We start from the raw sequence: 15,979 nt of genomic DNA, 5'->3' as shown, positions 1-15,979 counted from the left end.
GGTGTTCGACACGTGGAGCAGCGTGAGGGTACCGACCGTGTGTCGCAGCATCCAGCACCCTGTCGTGCCTGGTGGTGGCTGATGGGACAGCTGGGACACGGCTCAGGCCGCCTCGTCGGTGGCGCCCTTGATGCGTGAGCGCAGGTGCCGCTTGTAGCAGGCCTCGCCGGCCCGCACGCCGTCGACGCGCCGCTGTGCGGCCGGTTCGTTACCGCAGCACTGGCAGGCCTTGGCGAAGCAGTCGATGCAGAGGGTGTCGATGCTGGTGCCGTCGGCGAGCCGTTGTTCGCTGGCCCACTGTTCGCAGGTGGCGTCGATGCGCCCGCTGCAGCGGTTGGCGTGATCCGCCGAGTCGAAGTCGGCTCGGCCGATGTGGAGCTTCATGGTGGCTTCGACGAGGTGCCGGCCGGAGCGTGCGTACTGCTCAAGTCCGTCGATCCAGTCGCGGATCTCCTCTCGCCGGCTGCGGAGCTCGTAGGCGGTGAGGACGCTGTCGGGCGGCCAGGTCGAGGTGGCGTCGCCGCCGCTGGTGTGCTCGGGGAGCGTGTCGCTCGGGAAGGCGCCGAGCTGGTCGAGTTCGGCGTGGACGTGCTCGACGGCCCGGGTGATGTGGACGGCGAGGTGGTGCAGTGAGGCGGCGACGTTGTCGACGCGTCGGTTGGGTGCGGTGCGGGTCATCGGGTCTCCGTGGTGGTGGTCGCGGCGGTGATCAGAACAGGTCGGCGTCGTCGGGTTCGGCGTCGAGGTTGTCCACAGGGGACGCGTTCGCGTTCTTGTCCCCTGTCGTGGGCGCGTCCCGCGTCCCCGGGTTGTAGTAACCCGGGGACGCGGGGACGCGCCCACTCACGACCGCGTCCCCGTCCTCGGGGGACGCGGTGGGGACGCGGTGGGACGCGGGGACGCGGTCGTCGTTATCCACAGGGGCGCGGTAGGCGTTCACGGTCCGATAGCCACTCGCGTCCAGGGCGATGAACCCCTCCTCGTGGAGGCATTCGATGGCCTTGCGGATGCCGCTCGCCTTGCCGGTGACGGCGCGCTCGACGGCGCGCTGGGACGCGGCTGGCACCGCTTCGAGGTAGCGACTGACGCGCTCCATGAGGACTGTCGGCCGGAACTTCTCGCCGGCCGCCGCGGCGGCCTGGGCGTCGCTCGGGTGGAGCTCAAGACGCACGCCGACGTCGGTGCTGTCGACCTCAACCTCTGCCGCCGTGGATCCCTTCGGTCGGTTGCCGGGCCGATCCTTGGCCACGGTGAGCTTCAGGCGACCCGACTTCCCCTTGGCTGGCTCCTTCAGGGTGTCCACCCGATAGGCGGCGCCACTGACGGCCGCGCGCTTCCGCTGGGAGCCGATCGCGTAGTTGGATGGTGCGTCCCGATCCTTGGGGATGTGGTCGAGCACGATGACGGCCGGGCCGCCGGGGAGGCGGGTGAGGTGCTTCACGAGCGCGAACCAGGTGGCGACCTCCTGGTCGGCGTTCGAGTCGGTACCGCCGGCCGCCATGGCTTCACCGGTGGAGTCGATGACGATGAGCGAGTAGGTGCCCTCCTCGGCGCGCGCTTGCAGGGCGGCGACGCCGAGGCCGAGCGCTGTGGTGGGGTTGCGGTAGTCGAGCCGGCCGATGGCCTCATCCTCGAGGCCGAGCAGCACGAGGCGCTCAGCGATGCCGTTGGGGTTGTCCTCGTAGTCGACGAGCAGCACGTGGTGGCCGAGGCGGAGCTGCTCGGCGATGGCGGCGAGCGCCAACCAGGTCTTGCCGCCGCCCGACTCGCCGAACAGTGAGTTGATGCGCGCCTCGTAGAACAGCGGAATGGACCCTGTGACGGCGAGGATCGTGGGCACGATGGGTTGGTACTCGCCGGAACGGATGAGCGAGGCGATCTCACCGAGCTCGATGCGCGCCCAGTCGTCGTCCTCGCTCGCAGCTCCGCTACTCGAGGCGGCGGGAGCTGCGAGCTGCGCGGGACTCGCGATGGATGCCTTCGTGCCGTAGCCCTGTCGGGCGAGTTCGTCGCTGGCGGCCGTGAAGTTCCCGCCATGCTGCAGGAACGTGTAGAGCCCGAACGCGTCGTAGGGCCGCTTGGTGGTGACGTTTGAGCTCGCCGCGAACGTCTCGGACCAGATCGTCGTGTGGCCGTCGGGATACACGGTGGCGCCAGTGACGCCGCGGTCGTTGCGGTGGTGCGGGGCCCGATAGTGGCGTTCGCCGGTGGTCGAGTTGTCGCTGTCGAGGACGAATCCGGCGGCCTCGAGGAGGTGACCGGGGTCGGCGACCACGTTGAACGCTTCGCCTGGGCGCTCCGGGCCGATGTAGGGCACGGGTGCCTTCGCTCGGGGTGCCGGCGCCGCCGGTGGTTCGATGGTCCATTGGTCGATGTCGTCGGGGCTGAAGCGCCGGTCGGGCGCCCAGTCGGTGACGTACACCTCGCGGGGTTCGCCCTTGTGATTCCACGTGGCTGGCAGGCGCATGATTCGAGCGAGGTCGAAGACGTTGTCGACGTGCCAGCCTCGGCGACTCGCGAGTTCGTCCCACGTGGCGCCCCAACGCGTCAGGAGCGATTCTGCTTCCGTGGCCGAGAGCGGTTCGGCGAGGAACCACCATGCCTGCAGGCCGTTGCCCGTGTCGACGATGGCGGAGGGCGGCATCGGGTAGTCGCCGATCAGCTGGTACGCGGCGGCGCGCGTCGGCGGCAGGTTCTCGACCGCGTGCTGCGGGCCGGCGACGTCGACGTCGAGCCAGAGGGCGGTGATCAGCGTGCAGTCTTCGCGTCCGCCCCGGCGCTGGCCAAGGTTGCTGGATCGAACGGCCGGCCCGAACCAGATGCACGACGTGTCGAGGTGTCGCGCCGCGTCAGATGCGAGTCGGTGGTGCTGTCCGATCGGCGCCCAGTTGACGTGCCGTTCACCGGTGGTTCGGTCGAGGCGGAACGTGTGCGCCCACCCTTCCTCGACGCCTTGGTAGATCGCGTCGAGGAACTGGCCGGCGCTGACGTACGGGGTGATGGCTGCAGCGGCGCTCATGGGCGTCGCACTTGACGTTCGATGGGCTGGTCGGCGGGCCAGGCGATCGTTGAGCCAGTGTCGAGGTCGACGAGCTCCACGTGATCGACGGAACGACGAGCGACACACAGCCAGCGGCCACCAACGAACACCTCCTCGCCGATGGCACACAAGCGCGCCGGCTCGCGTCGGGTGCGTCGCTTGGAGGGGCGGGGGCGGTGCGCGATGTTGAAGCGCGGGTGCTCGAGGCGGATGGCCGCAGCCTCGGCGCGCTCCATGTCTCGGCGGCTGACGCCGGCCGGAAAGTGCTCCACCTCCATGCGCGCGACGAGAGGCCACCACGCCTTGAGGCGACGGTGCTGGTCAACTCGCCGCAACGCGTCGAGGCTGATCCCGAGGTACAGCAAACTGCCGTCGCTGTCGTAGAACCGGTACATCTCGCTCATGCGGCGTCACTCTCCTCGGTCGTGTTGACCTGGCCGCCTGGGGCGGCCTTCTTCGACTTGGGCTTCGGCACGTACGGGGCGCCTTGCATCTCGCGGCACGGCACGCAGCCCCGCGCGCACGTGCCGCCGTCGCCCCAGGTCCGGTCGGTGCAGCGGGGCGACGGCTGCGGCGAGGCAGGCGATGGTGATGCGTGCGTCTCGGCTCACTGCGGCCGCCGGTGTGGTCGGGCGCCGGTGCGGTCGACGATGCAGGCGAGGTCGATGGCGCGTTGCTGCCACGGGAGGAGCGGCAGGCCGGTCTGTTCGGCCAGCATGCCGATGCGTGTCGCCTCGAGCAGTGCCTCGTCGACCGAGGTCGGCAAGTGCAAGAAACGATCGGTCATCGCTGCACCCACCGAGCTGTGACGCGCCGACCTGCCTGGTGGTCGATCTCGACGATCCCACGCTTGGCGAGGTAGTCGATCGCTTCGGCGTAGGCGGAGATCGCCGTGCTGTCCAGCCCGTCGGCCGTGCTGCACGCCTGGTTCGTCAGGTCGACGATGATCTCGGTTGCTTCGTCCAGGTCAACCAGCGGGCACGACTGGGCGAGGAGCCGTCGAGTGTGTCGACAGTCGGCACGGTCGCATGGCTCTACATGGGGCTGGTGCAACGAAACGTCACCAGGCATCGTCGTTGTCCACAGGCTCGATGCGACTGTTGGCGATCAGCTCGACATAGAGCAGATCGGGGTCCTCGCCATGGAAGGCTCGGCGGAGCATCTCTTGGACCACCGATGAGTGGATCGTCCACCAGGCGTCGTGAGGTTCAGGTGCTGTCATGTCGGCCACATCGCCCCCGGTCGGTACGTGCGGGTTCTCCCACGGTGGCGCTACGAGGTCGTGCTCGCCGTCAGAGTCCCAACCAACGGCGGCAGCGTGCGGACACTCGAACGACCCGTCGTTGAACACCCACACGGGTTCGACGTGCTTGGCGCACCAGAGCAGCTGCGCCGTCAGGTTGTTGCCGACCTGGTCGACGGCGTGACGGGTCACCCGACGGCTGGCGTCCAGCTCAACGAATCGAACGCCCCTCACGTCCACCACTCCCTGTTGCCGGGGCGCGTGCCGGGCGTGACCATCTCGACGCGCACGCGCCGACTGCGATGATGCGGGTGCAGCTCGGTCAGCGTCACGTTCCCCTCGGGGTCATCGATGTAGCGGATCACCTCACCGCACTCGTCGCACTTCCACAGGTCCTCACCGACGCCCGTGTGCGAGTCGCACTCGCACGGGTCCTGCCAGGGGCGCGTGCCGGGCGTGACCATCTCGACGCGCACGCGCCGACTGCGATGATGCGGGTGCAGCTCGGTCAGCGTCACGTTCCCCTCGGGGTCATCGATGTAGCGGATCACCTCACCGCACTCGTCGCACTTCCACAGGTCCTCACCGACGCCCGTGTGCGAGTCGCACTCGCACGGGTCCTGCCAGTGGACGGTGTACTGGCTGAACCTCAGCCGCTCGCCAGTCTCCACCGGCGGGCAGTGACGGACGTGCTCGCCAAAGTGGTCCATCTCCAACTGGCATGTGATCCACCACGACGTCGGGTGCTTCGCCCGGCAGATGTCCACAGGCCCTATCTCGCGAGTCACTTCCGGATCGTCAGCCATCGGTGCGCACCGCCTGCGGTTCCGGTTCGCGTCGGATCCAGCGGAGCGCCTGCAGGTGCCCGGCGTAGCCGAGCCGCACCTTCGGCAACTGCAGGTCTGCGCCGTGAGCGTCGACCGTGACCAGCGCGGCGTGGAGCTCGGGCTCGATGAGCCGGCCGAGCGCGAGCGCTTCAGCGTCAGACAGGCGCGGGGGAAGGTGCCCGAGGCTCACGGTGCGGGCACCACGCAGACGCGGGTGCCGTCGTAGCGGTAGGTGCCGCCGAGGTTCGCACTGCAGCGGTCGATCGCGTCGCCCTCGGGGATCATGACGACCCAGAGCTCGACGCCGGGTTCGGCGGTCACGCTGGACGCCTCGATCTCCTGGATGGTGACGTGGTGCTGCTTGGCGTACGGGAACGGGTTGCAGGCGGTGAGGGCGACGGGCGCGAGGAGGGCGGCAGTGATTTTGGTCTTCATGGGAGGGTTCCTTCGGTCGTGGGGTGTTCGGGGAGTCGGAAGTCGAAGTGCCGGTCGTCCGGGTCGGGTGGCGCCCAGGTGACGGCGTCGGGGATGTGGTCGGGGACGTCAGCGAGGCCGTGGCGCTCGAGGAGCTCGGCGAGGAGGGCGGCAGTGATTTTGGTCTTCATGGGAGGGTTCCTTCGTTGGTTCGGTGTGGGTTCTCGGGTAGGCGCCAATCGATGAGCCGATCGTCGGGGTGCGGCGGGGCCCACGTGATGGCGTCGGGGAGATGGTCGGGGACGTCAGCGAGCCCGTGGCGCTCGAGGAGCTCAGCGAGGCGTTCGGCGATCGTGCGGTCCGTGCAGAGCACCGTGGCGTGGTCGACGTCGAACATGTGGCCGCGGAACATCAGCCACGAGAGCGGCACCCGGACGATCTCGGCGCTCACGTCAGCGCCTCGAGCCATTCGGGGCGCGCCGGTGGCGTGTGGGTGATCTTGTGGTAGGTGGGGAGTTCGTCGAACGGGAGCAGCGGCTTCCACAGCCACTTCGCGTACCCGTGCTCCCCGCGCCACGTGGTGAGTGACTCGTCGAGCGCCTCGAGGCGGTAGCAGTGCGCGACGGCGGGCATGATCCCCTCTGACCACTGCTTGAAGTCGTCGTCGATGCAGCGGAGGTCATGCCACCGCCGCACGCCGATGCCGATGCGGATCTGGGTGCTCATCGGCCGGCCTCGTGCTTCCACCACCACCAGGCGAGCAGCGCCGCCTCGGCGCGGCCGTCGTCCTTGACGCGCTCGAACGCCTTGCGGTGGTCCGGCCACAGCTCGATCGCGCGTCGGCGGCTGACGCCCTTGTCGGCGGACAGGCCGAGCGCCTTCTTCCACTTCGCCGGGCTCACGTAGCGGAGCGACAGGCCGTTTCCGGCGAGGACGCCTTCGGCGACGCCGAGCGCTCGACCGAACGAGAACATCGAGCTGACCCCCTGGCCGGGGCGGGCGTGCACGTCCTCGATCACGGCCGTCCCGTACGGCGCGTCGGCGAGCGGGTCGATCCAGTTGTGGACGATCTCGTCGAGCAGGTGGGCGGAGATGATCGTGCCGACGACGGGCATGTCGGCGACGTCGACGAGCCGTCCGGCGTGGTCGAGCCGCGCGAGGGCGCCGCTCTTGCCGGGGTCGCAGCCGACGATCATCGATGGCGTGCGCGTCTCGTGCAAGACAACTTCATTCGCCATCGGAGTTCTCCACAGGTCGGAGGGTGATCGTGGCGTGGGTCTGCGGCACATTGATGCCGTCGATCACGACCCACGGCCAAGGTCGACCAGGGCGTCACGCAGATCGTCGTAGGTGAACGCCATGCCGCCCGGGCCGTTACGGACGATGTAGTGCGTGACGAGCCCGCCGACCCTCGGGACTGACACGAGGCGGGGGTCGCACGAAAGCGGCGGTAGCCACGGGGTGGCGTTGCGAGACCGACGTCGCTCATCGTCAAGCCAGTCCATCTGTGGTGTGGTCATGTCTCGATCTCCCAGTAGTGGCCGAGCTGCTCACCTTCGGCGGTGAGTGCGTCCAACACGCACGGCTGGCAGAGGGTCATCGGGGTGCGGTCGATCCACACATCCGTGACCACGGTGCACTTGCCGCACGCATCGCAATAGCCGTGGTCGACGGTCGACAGGGCGTTCACGCCGATGTTGTGCAGGTCCTTCTTGAGTTCCGCCTTCTCCTCGTCGGAGGTGTTCGGCAGTTCCTCGATGACCTTGGCCATCTTCCGCGCTGCGTCCGCGACAGCCTTCCGCTTCTTCTCGCCCTCCGTCGGGCCATAGAACCCCGCTCCGAGCACGCTCACGGCGTCGCCTCCGGGTGCTCGGGTTGGTCATGCTTCGACCAGGAGTCAGGGCAGACGGACGAGCCGATCTCCTGCACGATGTTGATGGCCTGTTGGGCGTCGGAACGCCAGTGATCGGGGAGATGTGTTTGTGCACGGCAGAGCCGCTCCAGCGCTCCCTTGAGGTCGAGGAACGTGCGCTGCTCGTACTGGCGGGCCTTCCAGCACTCAGCGCACTCATCGACCCACGATTCGTTGCCGCAGGTGTGGCACTTGCCGGTTGCGCTGAGCATCACGACAGCACCCACTTGACGACGACGTCAGGCAGGCCATCCCGCTTCATGATCGTCTTGCGAACGTTGATGGGGTATTGCCAGTAGGCGCGCCGCAGCACGGCCTTGATCGCCTGCATCTCTTCACAGCCGACGATCGCTTCACCCATCGCGCGGGCTGCTTCTTCGCCGTCGTCATCACCCAGCGTCTCGCCGAGCGCAACCCAGCCGAGCAGGTAGCCCAGGTCCTCGCCGAGGATGTTCGGCAGTTCGTGATTCTCGTCAGTCATCGTTCAGTCCTTCCATGTCGTCCATGCGGCAGTAGGCCGCGCCTAGGTCGCCGCGCAGTTGCGCGTTCTCGCAACGCAGGTCGTTGATGTGGTCCTCCACGATCTGGAGTCGCGCGCGCAGCCAGCGGTCGTGGTAGGCGCAGCGGACCAGGTCGCCGAGCGCAGCATCGACCTTCACGTCGACCTCGGATGGCTCGTTGTCCACAGCGGGTTTCTCGCGAGTCACTTCCGGATCGCTCATGCCGCGCCCTCGCCTTCGAACAGGGTCGGCTCGACGTGCTCGCGGTGGAGCAGCACGGCCTCGTTGAACGAGCCCGAGCGGACGAACCGGCGGTTGTTGCACTGGCTCGGGTTGTGCGAGTCCGGGGCGGGGTGGTTCGGCCCGTGCTGGCTCTCGCGGTAGCCGCACTGGCAGATGGTGTCGCCGTTGGCGACGGCTTCCTCGTACTCGGCCATGGTGGTCATCGGTTCGTTCCTTCGGTCGATTGCCGGTTGGTGGCGACGGCGTTGTCCGGGCCGTGGCCGGGCTTGCGTTTGCCGAGCGGTGGCCAGGACGGTGGCCGGCCGAGACGGTCGACGAGTTCGTCGTACGCCTCTTTGGTGAGGGCCTCTCGCGGTGAGATGTTCATGCGGCGTCCCCGCCTTCGCGGCGGGCCCGCTGGTAGCGGATGTGCGCCTGGGAACACGCGTCGCACGGCTGCTGGCCGCGCCGACGGTGCGTGTGGTAGCCGCCGTTGGTGCCGTGGCTGATCGGCTGGGGCTGTCCGCCGGGCTTCCTGAGGAGCCCGTGCTGGCGGCGGTACTTGCGCCGCTCCTTCGCGGAGAGGCCGCCCCACACCCCGTGTACTTCGCCGCGCTCGAGGGCGTCGGCGAGACACTGCTCGCGCACGGGGCAGGCACGGCAGATCGCCTTGGCCGGGCCGACGGGGTCGCCGGATTCGGGGAAGAAGATCGCTGTGTCGGCGCCGATGCAGGCGGCGCTGTCCTGCCACGGCAGGATGGTCATGCGGGCACCTGCTTCGGCTTGGTGCCGAGCAGCGGTCGGCGCTGCTCGGTCGTCATCCCGCCCCACACGCCGTCGAGCTCTGGCCGTAGCCGTGGCTGCCCACGCTGTAGAGGGTGACGACGCACCCGCCCGCCTGCTCGACGTTCGCGAGCAGGCGGGCGACGACGCGGGCGGGGGTCAGAGCCACGGCTCCGAGACCGCCATGTTGCGGAAGGACCGATAGCCCTGGACGACGTCGAGGAACGGCTCGTCGTCCGCCGGGTCGTTAGCCGCCGAAACACCGCCGACGCCGACGGCGACCTTCTTCCACGGGGCGTCGAGAAACACCTCGTCAGCGCGCTGCTCGTACGCCTTGTCGGCCGGGCCCGGGCGGCGGATCGTGATCTCGACGTCCTTCGCCGCGTTCGTGTTGCCACCACGGCGGGACTGGGCGAGGACATAGTTGTCCTTGTCCTCCTGCGAGCGGAGCACGATCCGGCCGTCGACGACGGTGAAGCCGGCCTTCTCGGCCGCCGCCGGGTTCTCGGTCTCGGCGGACCAGCCGACGAGCCGGATCCGGTAGACGTCGCCCGAGGCCGATTCGCCGGCCTTGAACCCGTTCGCCGCGGGGAGGGCCTTGCGGGCGTTGATGACCTGACCCCAGCGGTAGCCGGAGACGGCGAACAGGACGACGTCGAGCGGTTCGATCGGGCTGTGGTCGTCGTCCTTGCCGGTGACGGCGGTGGTGCCGGGCATGGCGACGAGCCAGAGGATCTCCTCCTTGACGGGCTTGCCGTTGCGGAGCTTCACCTCGTCCTTGCCGAACTCGCGCTGTTCGCGCACGCACTCGCGCGGCTTCGATGCGAGTGCGCCCTCGAGCTCGTCGCCGAGGTTGAGGAGCTTGGCGAACGGGGTGCCCCCGCCGCCGGTGTCTGCTGAGATGGCCACTTGGCCCTCCTTGGTGTGATGCCCCTGGGGGCGTGGGTGGGTTCAGGCCGCGCGGGCGGCGAGATCGGGGAAGGTCAGGTGGACGCGCCCGGTGGCGGAGTCGACGTGAGCGACGGCTCCCCCTGCCGCTGCGAGTTCGCACAGCTGGGCGAACCTGACGGCGGTGCGGGCGTCGAGGAGGCCGACGACTTGGCCGGGGTCGAGGTAGCTGTCCCAGGCGGTGACGCCGAGGACGTTGCCGACGATCGCCCGGAGGAAGTCGTCGTCGACGATGTCGGCCTCGGCGAGCATGACGAGCCCGCGGGTGATCTCGAACCGGCGGATCGTGTGTCGGCCGTCGTCGCCGGTGAGGAGGTACGGGACGCGGTTGCGGCCGTTGCGTCCACGGACGGCCTGTTCGGCGAGTTGCTTCAGCCAGCCGGAGCGGACCGTCTTCGGGAGCGCGGCGTAGCGGATGCGCAGCGCGCCGACGGCGTCAGCGTCGGCCGGTTCGCCTTCGTCGGGTGACGCGAGCACCGGGGCGGCGTGATCCAGGGTCGTCCCGGTGCTCGCGTGTGCGTCACCCGGCGCGTCCGCTGCCTGGCTCGCGATGGTGGCCGCCGGGGTCCCAACGCCCCCGGCGGCCGGCTGCTCGACCTCGGGGCCCTCCACGACCCCGTCGGGAACAGCGATCTCGTCGTCGCGCCGCCTCGGCGCGGCCGTCGTCCTTGACGCGAGCTGGGCGACGCTGAACACGTCGCGCCGTTCCTCCCACGTCTTGGCCTGCACGACGGTGGCGCCGCCGTGCTCGCGGCCGGCGGTGAGGTCGACGCACACGAGGGTGCAGATCTGCTCGGGCGGCGCGCCGGCGACTGCGGCGTCGACGTCGATGTGCCCGATCAGCGCGTGCGTCTGGTCGATCGGCCATGGCCATTCGCCGCGGGTCTCGGTCTCGGTGTCGTACGGGACTGACTGGGCGTAGCTCGCGATCTGGATCGCGTACGACGACCACCACTGCACGGACCCGTCACGACCGAGGCGCTTCTTCGACGTCTTCTTGTCGAGGATCAGCACGGTGTCGGCCGGGATGACGACGACCTCGCCGGTGACCAGCGCGAACCGGAGCGGCTTGGTGCAGCGCACGATGTTGTCGAGGGTGCCTGCGAGGCGCCAGGCGTCATCGACGCACGAGGCCTCGGTGACGAGCACGGTCAGTCCATTGCGGTCGAGCATGGCGCGCCACGCAGCGGCCAGGCGGTGCTGCACGTCGACCGGGATGCCGACGATCTCGCCACGCTCAGCGAGGTGCACCCAGTCGCGCCCTTCCTCGACTGCTTCGAGCAGCGAGTGGACGTGCGTGCCGCGATCGGCTGCAAGGTTCGCCTGCGCCGCCTCCTTGGCGCGCACGACCACGCGGTCAGCGGCCTCGCGGTACTCGTCGGATTCAGGGTCAAGCTGCGCAACGCGCGCGCAGTCGGCGATGAGCGCGAGGTCGAGTCCGAGACCGAGGACGATGCGACGCTCGCCCCACTTGAGCAGGTTGTGAACGTTCTCGATCTGCTTGCCTCGACTTGACGGTGAGCCGTAGGCGAGGCGCTTGGGTTCCCCCTTGCGAGCGCCACCCTTGACGACGGCACCGGTCGGATCGGTGACGAACGGGACGTCCTGGGTGTTGCGGAGGAAGCCGCCGCGACCGCGCTGGATGGTGCCATCGGGGGGTCCTGCGGAGATCGCCATCACGACTCTGCCTTGAAATAGACGGCGAACTGGACGGCCTGCCACGAGCGGTCGAAGAGGTGGCGTTCGGTGACCTGCAGGCGGTGGGCTTCGTAGCCGTCGGCGGTGCCGACGACGAGCCAGGGGTTGCCGTCCCGGTCGTGAACGACCTTGGTGGAGCCGGTGGTGCGCATCAGGCACCGTCCGGGAGGTCGCAAAGCTCGTGGCGGTAGTCGTGCTCGGCGTCGGCGATCGCCGCCTGATGGCGGAGGTGCTGGACGCGGCGGACCTCGAGCGCGACCTGGGCGGCGATGTCGCGTGCGCCGGTGACCTCGGAGCGTTCAGCGGCGAGGACGAGCAGCGACCAGGCGGCAGGGTGGAGGGAGATCTCGACGGCGTCGTCGTCGCGTTCCCAGTCGAACGGGCGTGGGGCGACGCGCAGGTGGCGTACGTGGGCGGGCATGGTGCCTCCGGGGGAAGAGGGCGGGGTTACGGGAGTGCGACGGCGAGCGCGCAGGTGGCGAGCGCCAGGGCGGCGCAAGCGGCGAGGACGGTGACCTCGAGGGCGACCGAGCCGTCGTCGAAGTGGCGGACGATGCTGGCGAACTTCGCCACGTCGTCCGGCTCGGGGCAGGTGCTGTCGTCGTCGGGCGTGATGTGCGCCATCTGCGCGAGCGCGAAGGCGAAGGCGACGCCGACGAACACGACGGCGACGATCAGCCAGCCGGTCACGACTCGCCCCTGACGAACTCGGCGATGCCGGTGAACAGGACGGCGAACCCGACGACGCTGGCGGCCTGGATGGGCCATGCGACGGCGAGGTCGGCGCAGATCCAGCGGGTGGCGACGGTGGCCGCCACGACGGTGACGGCGAGACGGGCCCGACGCTCACGCCTGCGAGTTGCGTGCAAGAAACGATCGTCAGTCACAGCGCCAGCACCCCCTGGCCGAGTGCAGCCACGGCACGCTCGAGGTACTCCTCGCTAGCTTCAACGCAGACCGCCTTGCGTCCGAGCGCCCGGGCCGCGCGGGCGGTCGAACACGACCCGCCGAACGGGTCGAGCACCGTGTCGCCGGGTGCCGTGCTGTAGCGGATCAGGGGTTCGAGGATGCCTGCTGGCTTCTCGGTGGGATGGATGGCTGATCCGTTCATCGACCGGCAGTAGATGACCGAGCGCTGCAGCTTGGGTCCGCCGGAGCGGTAGGCGCCCTCGATGTGGCCGGTGTGTGGCGGCCCGGTCTTGCGGCGGACTGTGCGTGCGGTCGCCTCGGTCACAAACTGGGGCGTGAGCTGCAGGGTTGACCACTGCCCTCGGTACCAGTGCACGGCAAGCTCGTGGACGCGCTTGAACCGATCTGCGTGGAACGACGAGCCGTTGTGCTTCTCCCACACGACTTCCTGGCCGAGCGTCCAGCCCTGGCCGATGAACTCGTGGGCGTGGTTAACGAACATGCGGAACGACCCAAAGCACCACACCTGGCGCGTGAGGTGGCTGAGGTCGATGTCGGCCAGCCACCCCGTCGGCCAGTGGTCCCAGTCAAGCCACGTGTCGCCGTAGGGCGGGTCCGTGAGCACCAGATCGAACGTCCGGCCAAGGGCTGGGATGATCTCGCGGCAGTCGCCGAGGTAGAGCGTGATCCCGTCCTCGTCGTAGTACGGCTGCGGCCCTATCTCGCGAGTCACTTCCGGATCGGCGCTCACGACGCACGCCTCCGGGCGATGAGCGCCGCCGCGCTTCCGGCCGCCACCAGTGCGGCGCCGATCGCGAGCGTCCCGCTCGTGTCGCCGCCGGTGGCCGGCAGCTCGAACGGCTCGGTCATGACCGGCGTGCGAGGGATGGTGACCACGGTGGAACTCGACGGCGGGGGGAACGTCGGTCCCACCGTGGTCGCCGGCACGACCGACGCGGGCGGAAGCGTCGCGGGGGATGTCGTGCTCGAGCTGGGCACCGGCGGCGTGGTCCCGGCCGCGCACGCCGGGACGGTCTCAGACCAGGTCTGGTCGGCCGACCACGTGGCGTCGATCGTGACCGACCACGTGTGCTGCCGGGTCTGATCCGGTGAGGCGAGGGTGAAGACGACCGGCGAGCCGAACGTCGTGACCGTGTCGGTGCGGACCACGGCGCCGTCGAGGCGGGTCGTGACGACCGTGCCGTCCTCGGTGCGCGGCATCGACAGCGTCATCCCGGCGCAGGTGGCGTCGGCGGTGAACGTGTTCGCCATCGCGGTGCCGGCGACGCCGAGCGATGCGGCGACGGCCGTGGGGATCAGGAGCAGCCGGCGGTTCACAGCGTCACCTCGAAGACCGGGTAGCCGGAGTTCTCCTGCTGGAGCATCACGTGAGCGGCGGCGGCTGGCACGTCACGATGATCCGCAACCGCCGTGACCGTCCGCCTGGCGATGCTGCCGACGAGCTCGTCGGACAGGGCGAGGCTCTGCTCGAGCCGGGCCATGGCGGCGACGACGCTGGACGCCTCGATCTCGGCGATCGTGACGTGGTCGACCTTGGCATACGGGGGTTCGTTGCACGCGGCGAGCGCGGGGACGGCGAGGGGGAGAGCGAGGAGCTTGCGCATGTGGTTGGTTCCTTTCAGAACTTGAAAGCGGAGGGGTTCAGCGGCGTCGGCAGGTGAGCCAGTGGGCGCCGACGAGCGTGTAGCCGAGGGCGGTCAGGGCGAGGATCAGGTCGCTCATGACGGGACCCCGGCCAGTGCTGCGTGGCGGGAGATCCACATGTCGCGGAGCAATTCCTTGCCGACGATCCTGAGGGCATGGGCGTGGGCGTGACCGTTGCTCCACGGTGATCCGGGCCGAGCCGGGCGCCCGCTCGGGCCGCAACGGACACACTCGGCGGTGTGCAGTCGCCCGTCGGCCGCCTCGCGCGCTGACACGTAGACGTCGCGGTAGCGGGTGCCGTTGGCGCGCTTCATGCAAGCTTCGGCGTTGAGGTGCACGAGCATCTTGAGCAGCGGAGACCCGTGTGCGGCGAGGTCGTCGGCGGACATGCCGCGGGTGCGGCGGGCGGGGGCGCCGTGGCCGCAGTACTGCCAGAGCTGCCCGACGGTGCGGAGTCGGGCAGGCTCCACCATCAGCGTCCTGTTGGTGCCGGTGCCCTCCCAGTAGTGGGGGGTCGAGATGCACGGGTCGCCAAGGTGGCCGAGGAGCCTGGCGAACAGGTGTGGGCCAACGCCGGGTGAGTCGGCTTGCCAGGCGCGCAGTTCGGGTGGGACGACTCGCCGGTAGACGCGGCCGAGGAGGAGCTTGGCCTCGTGCTCGACGGCTTCGAGCCGTTCGAGGTGCGGGGCGAAGAACATCGGGTCGACGTTGCCGCCGTCGGCTGGGCGGCGGATGACGTTGGCGACCGCGATGCGTTCCTGCTGGGCGCGATGGAACAGGTCCGCGGCGATGCGGAGTTCGACCCATCCCGAGGCCGTTTTGGGGTTCGGGCGGAGTGTGGTGGATGGGTCGAGAAGTTGCCCGCCGTCGCCACTCTCATGGGCTTCGCGAGAGACCTGGACGGCGGGCGAACGGTCACCACCAGCGTTGATCGGCTGGGTATCGGTGGGACCGTGGCCGGTGGTGAGAAGGTGCCCGCCGACGGCGCTGGTATGGGTGTCGCTCCGACGGTGGTCGGCGGGCAGGGCGGGGTCGAGGAGCATGCTCATGCGGCCAGCTCCTCGATGTCGTTGAGGCATGACGCTCCGGCCTCGACGATCGCGTCGATGGCCTGCTGGTGCCTGGCGATCGTGGCCGAGATGCCAGCGATCTGATTCGACAGCCAGTCGATGCGCTGCTGGTGCTGCTCCACCGTGGCGTCGCCCCAGGAGACACGAACCCCGCTCGGCAGCCAGAAGCTCTCGACGAGCAACCGGGCACGCTCACACGAATCGACAGGCACGCCGCGACGGATGGCAGCAGCCTCCACATCGCGCACCCGATGCCGATCGGCGTTCGTGCAGTAGTCCAGCACGAGCGTGTGCAGTGCCTCGCGCTGCATGTGGTTGAGGCGCAGCGCTGCAAGGATCGCGTCGGCAGTGTCAGCCGGGCAGCCATCAACGCGGTGCGCGGCGTGAAGTTCAGCAAGGCGGTTCATCGGGCGCCTCTGCGGCGGTCGCGGCCGTTGCGCCACTGCTCGACCAGCCCGTCGACGATGAGCCAGATGGCGGCACCGGCACCGATGACGAGTCCGCCGACGGCGTCGAACGTGGACACGGCGAAGATGCTCACGACGGCACCTCGATCTCGTAGACCTCGAAGTAGTGCTGGCCACGCCAGTTCTCGCGCTGCACGCGCTCGGCATGCTCAGCGGCGAGGTTGGCTTCGTCGCGCGACATGAACACCCCGAGCACGGCAGACGGCTCGCCGCACTCGATGCAGCCGATGTCGAACGCCAGGTAGCGCTTCATCGGGCGCCTCGGCGGCGATCGCGGCCGT

The 15,979-nt window shown here is 69.3% G+C and carries 34 protein-coding genes; all 34 read right to left on the bottom strand.

Features of this window, described 5'->3' with window-relative positions:
* Positions 1–102: 102 nt before the first annotated feature.
* Complete coding sequence (locus tag IPK85_03775) at positions 103–678, bottom strand: hypothetical protein (protein MBK8246507.1); 576 nt, start codon at positions 676–678, stop codon at positions 103–105.
* A 31-nt stretch (positions 679–709) separates the two neighbouring features.
* Positions 710–3,019 (bottom strand): AAA family ATPase, encoded by a 2,310-nt coding sequence (locus IPK85_03770; GenBank protein ID MBK8246506.1) that lies wholly within the window; start codon positions 3,017–3,019, stop codon positions 710–712.
* The gene (locus tag IPK85_03765) at positions 3,016–3,444 is read right to left on the bottom strand and encodes a hypothetical protein (GenBank protein MBK8246505.1); all 429 of its coding nucleotides are present in this window, start codon (positions 3,442–3,444) and stop codon (positions 3,016–3,018) included. The genes IPK85_03770 and IPK85_03765 overlap by 4 nt, the downstream gene beginning before the upstream one ends.
* Before the next feature lie 203 nt (positions 3,445–3,647).
* Positions 3,648–3,827 (bottom strand): hypothetical protein, encoded by a 180-nt coding sequence (locus IPK85_03760; protein ID MBK8246504.1) that lies wholly within the window; start codon positions 3,825–3,827, stop codon positions 3,648–3,650.
* On the bottom strand, positions 3,824–4,111 hold the full coding sequence (locus IPK85_03755) for a hypothetical protein (GenBank protein MBK8246503.1): 288 nt from the start codon (positions 4,109–4,111) through the stop codon (positions 3,824–3,826). The genes IPK85_03760 and IPK85_03755 overlap by 4 nt, the downstream gene beginning before the upstream one ends.
* Positions 4,101–4,517, bottom strand: coding sequence for a hypothetical protein (locus IPK85_03750; protein MBK8246502.1), 417 nt, complete (start codon positions 4,515–4,517; stop codon positions 4,101–4,103). Before IPK85_03750 ends, IPK85_03755 begins: the two co-directional genes overlap by 11 nt.
* Positions 4,514–5,089, bottom strand: a complete 576-nt coding sequence (locus IPK85_03745; GenBank protein ID MBK8246501.1) for a hypothetical protein — start codon at positions 5,087–5,089, stop codon at positions 4,514–4,516. The genes IPK85_03750 and IPK85_03745 overlap by 4 nt, the downstream gene beginning before the upstream one ends.
* Positions 5,082–5,300, bottom strand: coding sequence for a hypothetical protein (locus IPK85_03740; GenBank protein ID MBK8246500.1), 219 nt, complete (start codon positions 5,298–5,300; stop codon positions 5,082–5,084). Before IPK85_03740 ends, IPK85_03745 begins: the two co-directional genes overlap by 8 nt.
* Positions 5,297–5,545 carry a hypothetical protein gene (locus tag IPK85_03735; protein ID MBK8246499.1) on the bottom strand — a complete coding sequence of 83 codons (249 nt, stop codon included), beginning with the start codon at positions 5,543–5,545 and terminating at the stop codon, positions 5,297–5,299. The genes IPK85_03740 and IPK85_03735 overlap by 4 nt, the downstream gene beginning before the upstream one ends.
* The gene (locus IPK85_03730; protein MBK8246498.1) at positions 5,542–5,715 is read right to left on the bottom strand and encodes a hypothetical protein; all 174 of its coding nucleotides are present in this window, start codon (positions 5,713–5,715) and stop codon (positions 5,542–5,544) included. The genes IPK85_03735 and IPK85_03730 overlap by 4 nt, the downstream gene beginning before the upstream one ends.
* The gene (locus IPK85_03725; GenBank protein ID MBK8246497.1) at positions 5,712–5,975 is read right to left on the bottom strand and encodes a hypothetical protein; all 264 of its coding nucleotides are present in this window, start codon (positions 5,973–5,975) and stop codon (positions 5,712–5,714) included. The genes IPK85_03730 and IPK85_03725 overlap by 4 nt, the downstream gene beginning before the upstream one ends.
* Positions 5,972–6,250: a hypothetical protein gene (locus tag IPK85_03720; GenBank protein MBK8246496.1), complete on the bottom strand. Its 279-nt coding sequence runs from the start codon at positions 6,248–6,250 to the stop codon at positions 5,972–5,974. Before IPK85_03720 ends, IPK85_03725 begins: the two co-directional genes overlap by 4 nt.
* The gene (locus IPK85_03715) at positions 6,247–6,720 is read right to left on the bottom strand and encodes a hypothetical protein (protein MBK8246495.1); all 474 of its coding nucleotides are present in this window, start codon (positions 6,718–6,720) and stop codon (positions 6,247–6,249) included. Before IPK85_03715 ends, IPK85_03720 begins: the two co-directional genes overlap by 4 nt.
* A gap of 105 nt (positions 6,721–6,825) precedes the next feature.
* Complete coding sequence (locus IPK85_03710) at positions 6,826–7,044, bottom strand: hypothetical protein (GenBank protein MBK8246494.1); 219 nt, start codon at positions 7,042–7,044, stop codon at positions 6,826–6,828.
* Positions 7,041–7,376: a hypothetical protein gene (locus IPK85_03705; GenBank protein ID MBK8246493.1), complete on the bottom strand. Its 336-nt coding sequence runs from the start codon at positions 7,374–7,376 to the stop codon at positions 7,041–7,043. Before IPK85_03705 ends, IPK85_03710 begins: the two co-directional genes overlap by 4 nt.
* Positions 7,373–7,651, bottom strand: a complete 279-nt coding sequence (locus tag IPK85_03700) for a hypothetical protein (protein ID MBK8246492.1) — start codon at positions 7,649–7,651, stop codon at positions 7,373–7,375. Before IPK85_03700 ends, IPK85_03705 begins: the two co-directional genes overlap by 4 nt.
* On the bottom strand, positions 7,648–7,917 hold the full coding sequence (locus IPK85_03695; GenBank protein MBK8246491.1) for a hypothetical protein: 270 nt from the start codon (positions 7,915–7,917) through the stop codon (positions 7,648–7,650). Before IPK85_03695 ends, IPK85_03700 begins: the two co-directional genes overlap by 4 nt.
* Positions 7,910–8,158 (bottom strand): hypothetical protein, encoded by a 249-nt coding sequence (locus IPK85_03690; GenBank protein MBK8246490.1) that lies wholly within the window; start codon positions 8,156–8,158, stop codon positions 7,910–7,912. Before IPK85_03690 ends, IPK85_03695 begins: the two co-directional genes overlap by 8 nt.
* Positions 8,155–8,382 carry a hypothetical protein gene (locus IPK85_03685; GenBank protein ID MBK8246489.1) on the bottom strand — a complete coding sequence of 76 codons (228 nt, stop codon included), beginning with the start codon at positions 8,380–8,382 and terminating at the stop codon, positions 8,155–8,157. The genes IPK85_03690 and IPK85_03685 overlap by 4 nt, the downstream gene beginning before the upstream one ends.
* Positions 8,379–8,546: a hypothetical protein gene (locus IPK85_03680; GenBank protein ID MBK8246488.1), complete on the bottom strand. Its 168-nt coding sequence runs from the start codon at positions 8,544–8,546 to the stop codon at positions 8,379–8,381. The genes IPK85_03685 and IPK85_03680 overlap by 4 nt, the downstream gene beginning before the upstream one ends.
* Positions 8,543–8,923 (bottom strand): WhiB family transcriptional regulator, encoded by a 381-nt coding sequence (locus tag IPK85_03675; protein MBK8246487.1) that lies wholly within the window; start codon positions 8,921–8,923, stop codon positions 8,543–8,545. The genes IPK85_03680 and IPK85_03675 overlap by 4 nt, the downstream gene beginning before the upstream one ends.
* A gap of 177 nt (positions 8,924–9,100) precedes the next feature.
* Positions 9,101–9,850 carry a hypothetical protein gene (locus IPK85_03670; protein MBK8246486.1) on the bottom strand — a complete coding sequence of 250 codons (750 nt, stop codon included), beginning with the start codon at positions 9,848–9,850 and terminating at the stop codon, positions 9,101–9,103.
* Positions 9,851–9,892: 42 nt separating this feature from the next.
* A complete protein-coding gene (locus IPK85_03665; protein MBK8246485.1) occupies positions 9,893–11,566 on the bottom strand; it encodes a hypothetical protein in 1,674 nt (557 codons plus the stop codon).
* Positions 11,566–11,739, bottom strand: a complete 174-nt coding sequence (locus IPK85_03660) for a hypothetical protein (protein MBK8246484.1) — start codon at positions 11,737–11,739, stop codon at positions 11,566–11,568. The genes IPK85_03665 and IPK85_03660 overlap by 1 nt, the downstream gene beginning before the upstream one ends.
* Positions 11,739–12,008 (bottom strand): hypothetical protein, encoded by a 270-nt coding sequence (locus IPK85_03655; protein MBK8246483.1) that lies wholly within the window; start codon positions 12,006–12,008, stop codon positions 11,739–11,741. Before IPK85_03655 ends, IPK85_03660 begins: the two co-directional genes overlap by 1 nt.
* Positions 12,009–12,034: 26 nt before the next feature.
* Positions 12,035–12,277 carry a hypothetical protein gene (locus tag IPK85_03650; protein MBK8246482.1) on the bottom strand — a complete coding sequence of 81 codons (243 nt, stop codon included), beginning with the start codon at positions 12,275–12,277 and terminating at the stop codon, positions 12,035–12,037.
* Positions 12,274–12,456, bottom strand: a complete 183-nt coding sequence (locus tag IPK85_03645; protein ID MBK8246481.1) for a hypothetical protein — start codon at positions 12,454–12,456, stop codon at positions 12,274–12,276. The genes IPK85_03650 and IPK85_03645 overlap by 4 nt, the downstream gene beginning before the upstream one ends.
* Before the next feature lie 14 nt (positions 12,457–12,470).
* Complete coding sequence (locus IPK85_03640) at positions 12,471–13,247, bottom strand: site-specific DNA-methyltransferase (protein MBK8246480.1); 777 nt, start codon at positions 13,245–13,247, stop codon at positions 12,471–12,473.
* Positions 13,244–13,834 (bottom strand): LPXTG cell wall anchor domain-containing protein, encoded by a 591-nt coding sequence (locus IPK85_03635; protein MBK8246479.1) that lies wholly within the window; start codon positions 13,832–13,834, stop codon positions 13,244–13,246. Before IPK85_03635 ends, IPK85_03640 begins: the two co-directional genes overlap by 4 nt.
* A complete protein-coding gene (locus tag IPK85_03630; GenBank protein ID MBK8246478.1) occupies positions 13,831–14,121 on the bottom strand; it encodes a hypothetical protein in 291 nt (96 codons plus the stop codon). The genes IPK85_03635 and IPK85_03630 overlap by 4 nt, the downstream gene beginning before the upstream one ends.
* A 114-nt stretch (positions 14,122–14,235) precedes the next feature.
* Complete coding sequence (locus IPK85_03625; GenBank protein MBK8246477.1) at positions 14,236–15,210, bottom strand: hypothetical protein; 975 nt, start codon at positions 15,208–15,210, stop codon at positions 14,236–14,238.
* The gene (locus IPK85_03620) at positions 15,207–15,638 is read right to left on the bottom strand and encodes a hypothetical protein (protein MBK8246476.1); all 432 of its coding nucleotides are present in this window, start codon (positions 15,636–15,638) and stop codon (positions 15,207–15,209) included. Before IPK85_03620 ends, IPK85_03625 begins: the two co-directional genes overlap by 4 nt.
* On the bottom strand, positions 15,635–15,772 hold the full coding sequence (locus IPK85_03615; GenBank protein MBK8246475.1) for a hypothetical protein: 138 nt from the start codon (positions 15,770–15,772) through the stop codon (positions 15,635–15,637). Before IPK85_03615 ends, IPK85_03620 begins: the two co-directional genes overlap by 4 nt.
* Positions 15,769–15,951: a hypothetical protein gene (locus IPK85_03610; GenBank protein MBK8246474.1), complete on the bottom strand. Its 183-nt coding sequence runs from the start codon at positions 15,949–15,951 to the stop codon at positions 15,769–15,771. Before IPK85_03610 ends, IPK85_03615 begins: the two co-directional genes overlap by 4 nt.
* Between the last annotated feature and the right edge of the window lie 28 nt (positions 15,952–15,979).

Source organism: Gemmatimonadota bacterium (genome assembly GCA_016712265.1).
Lineage (GTDB): Bacteria > Gemmatimonadota > Gemmatimonadetes > Gemmatimonadales > Gemmatimonadaceae > RBC101.
The sequence above is the reverse complement of the archived record's forward strand: the minus strand, read 5'-3'. Positions and strand labels throughout refer to the sequence as shown.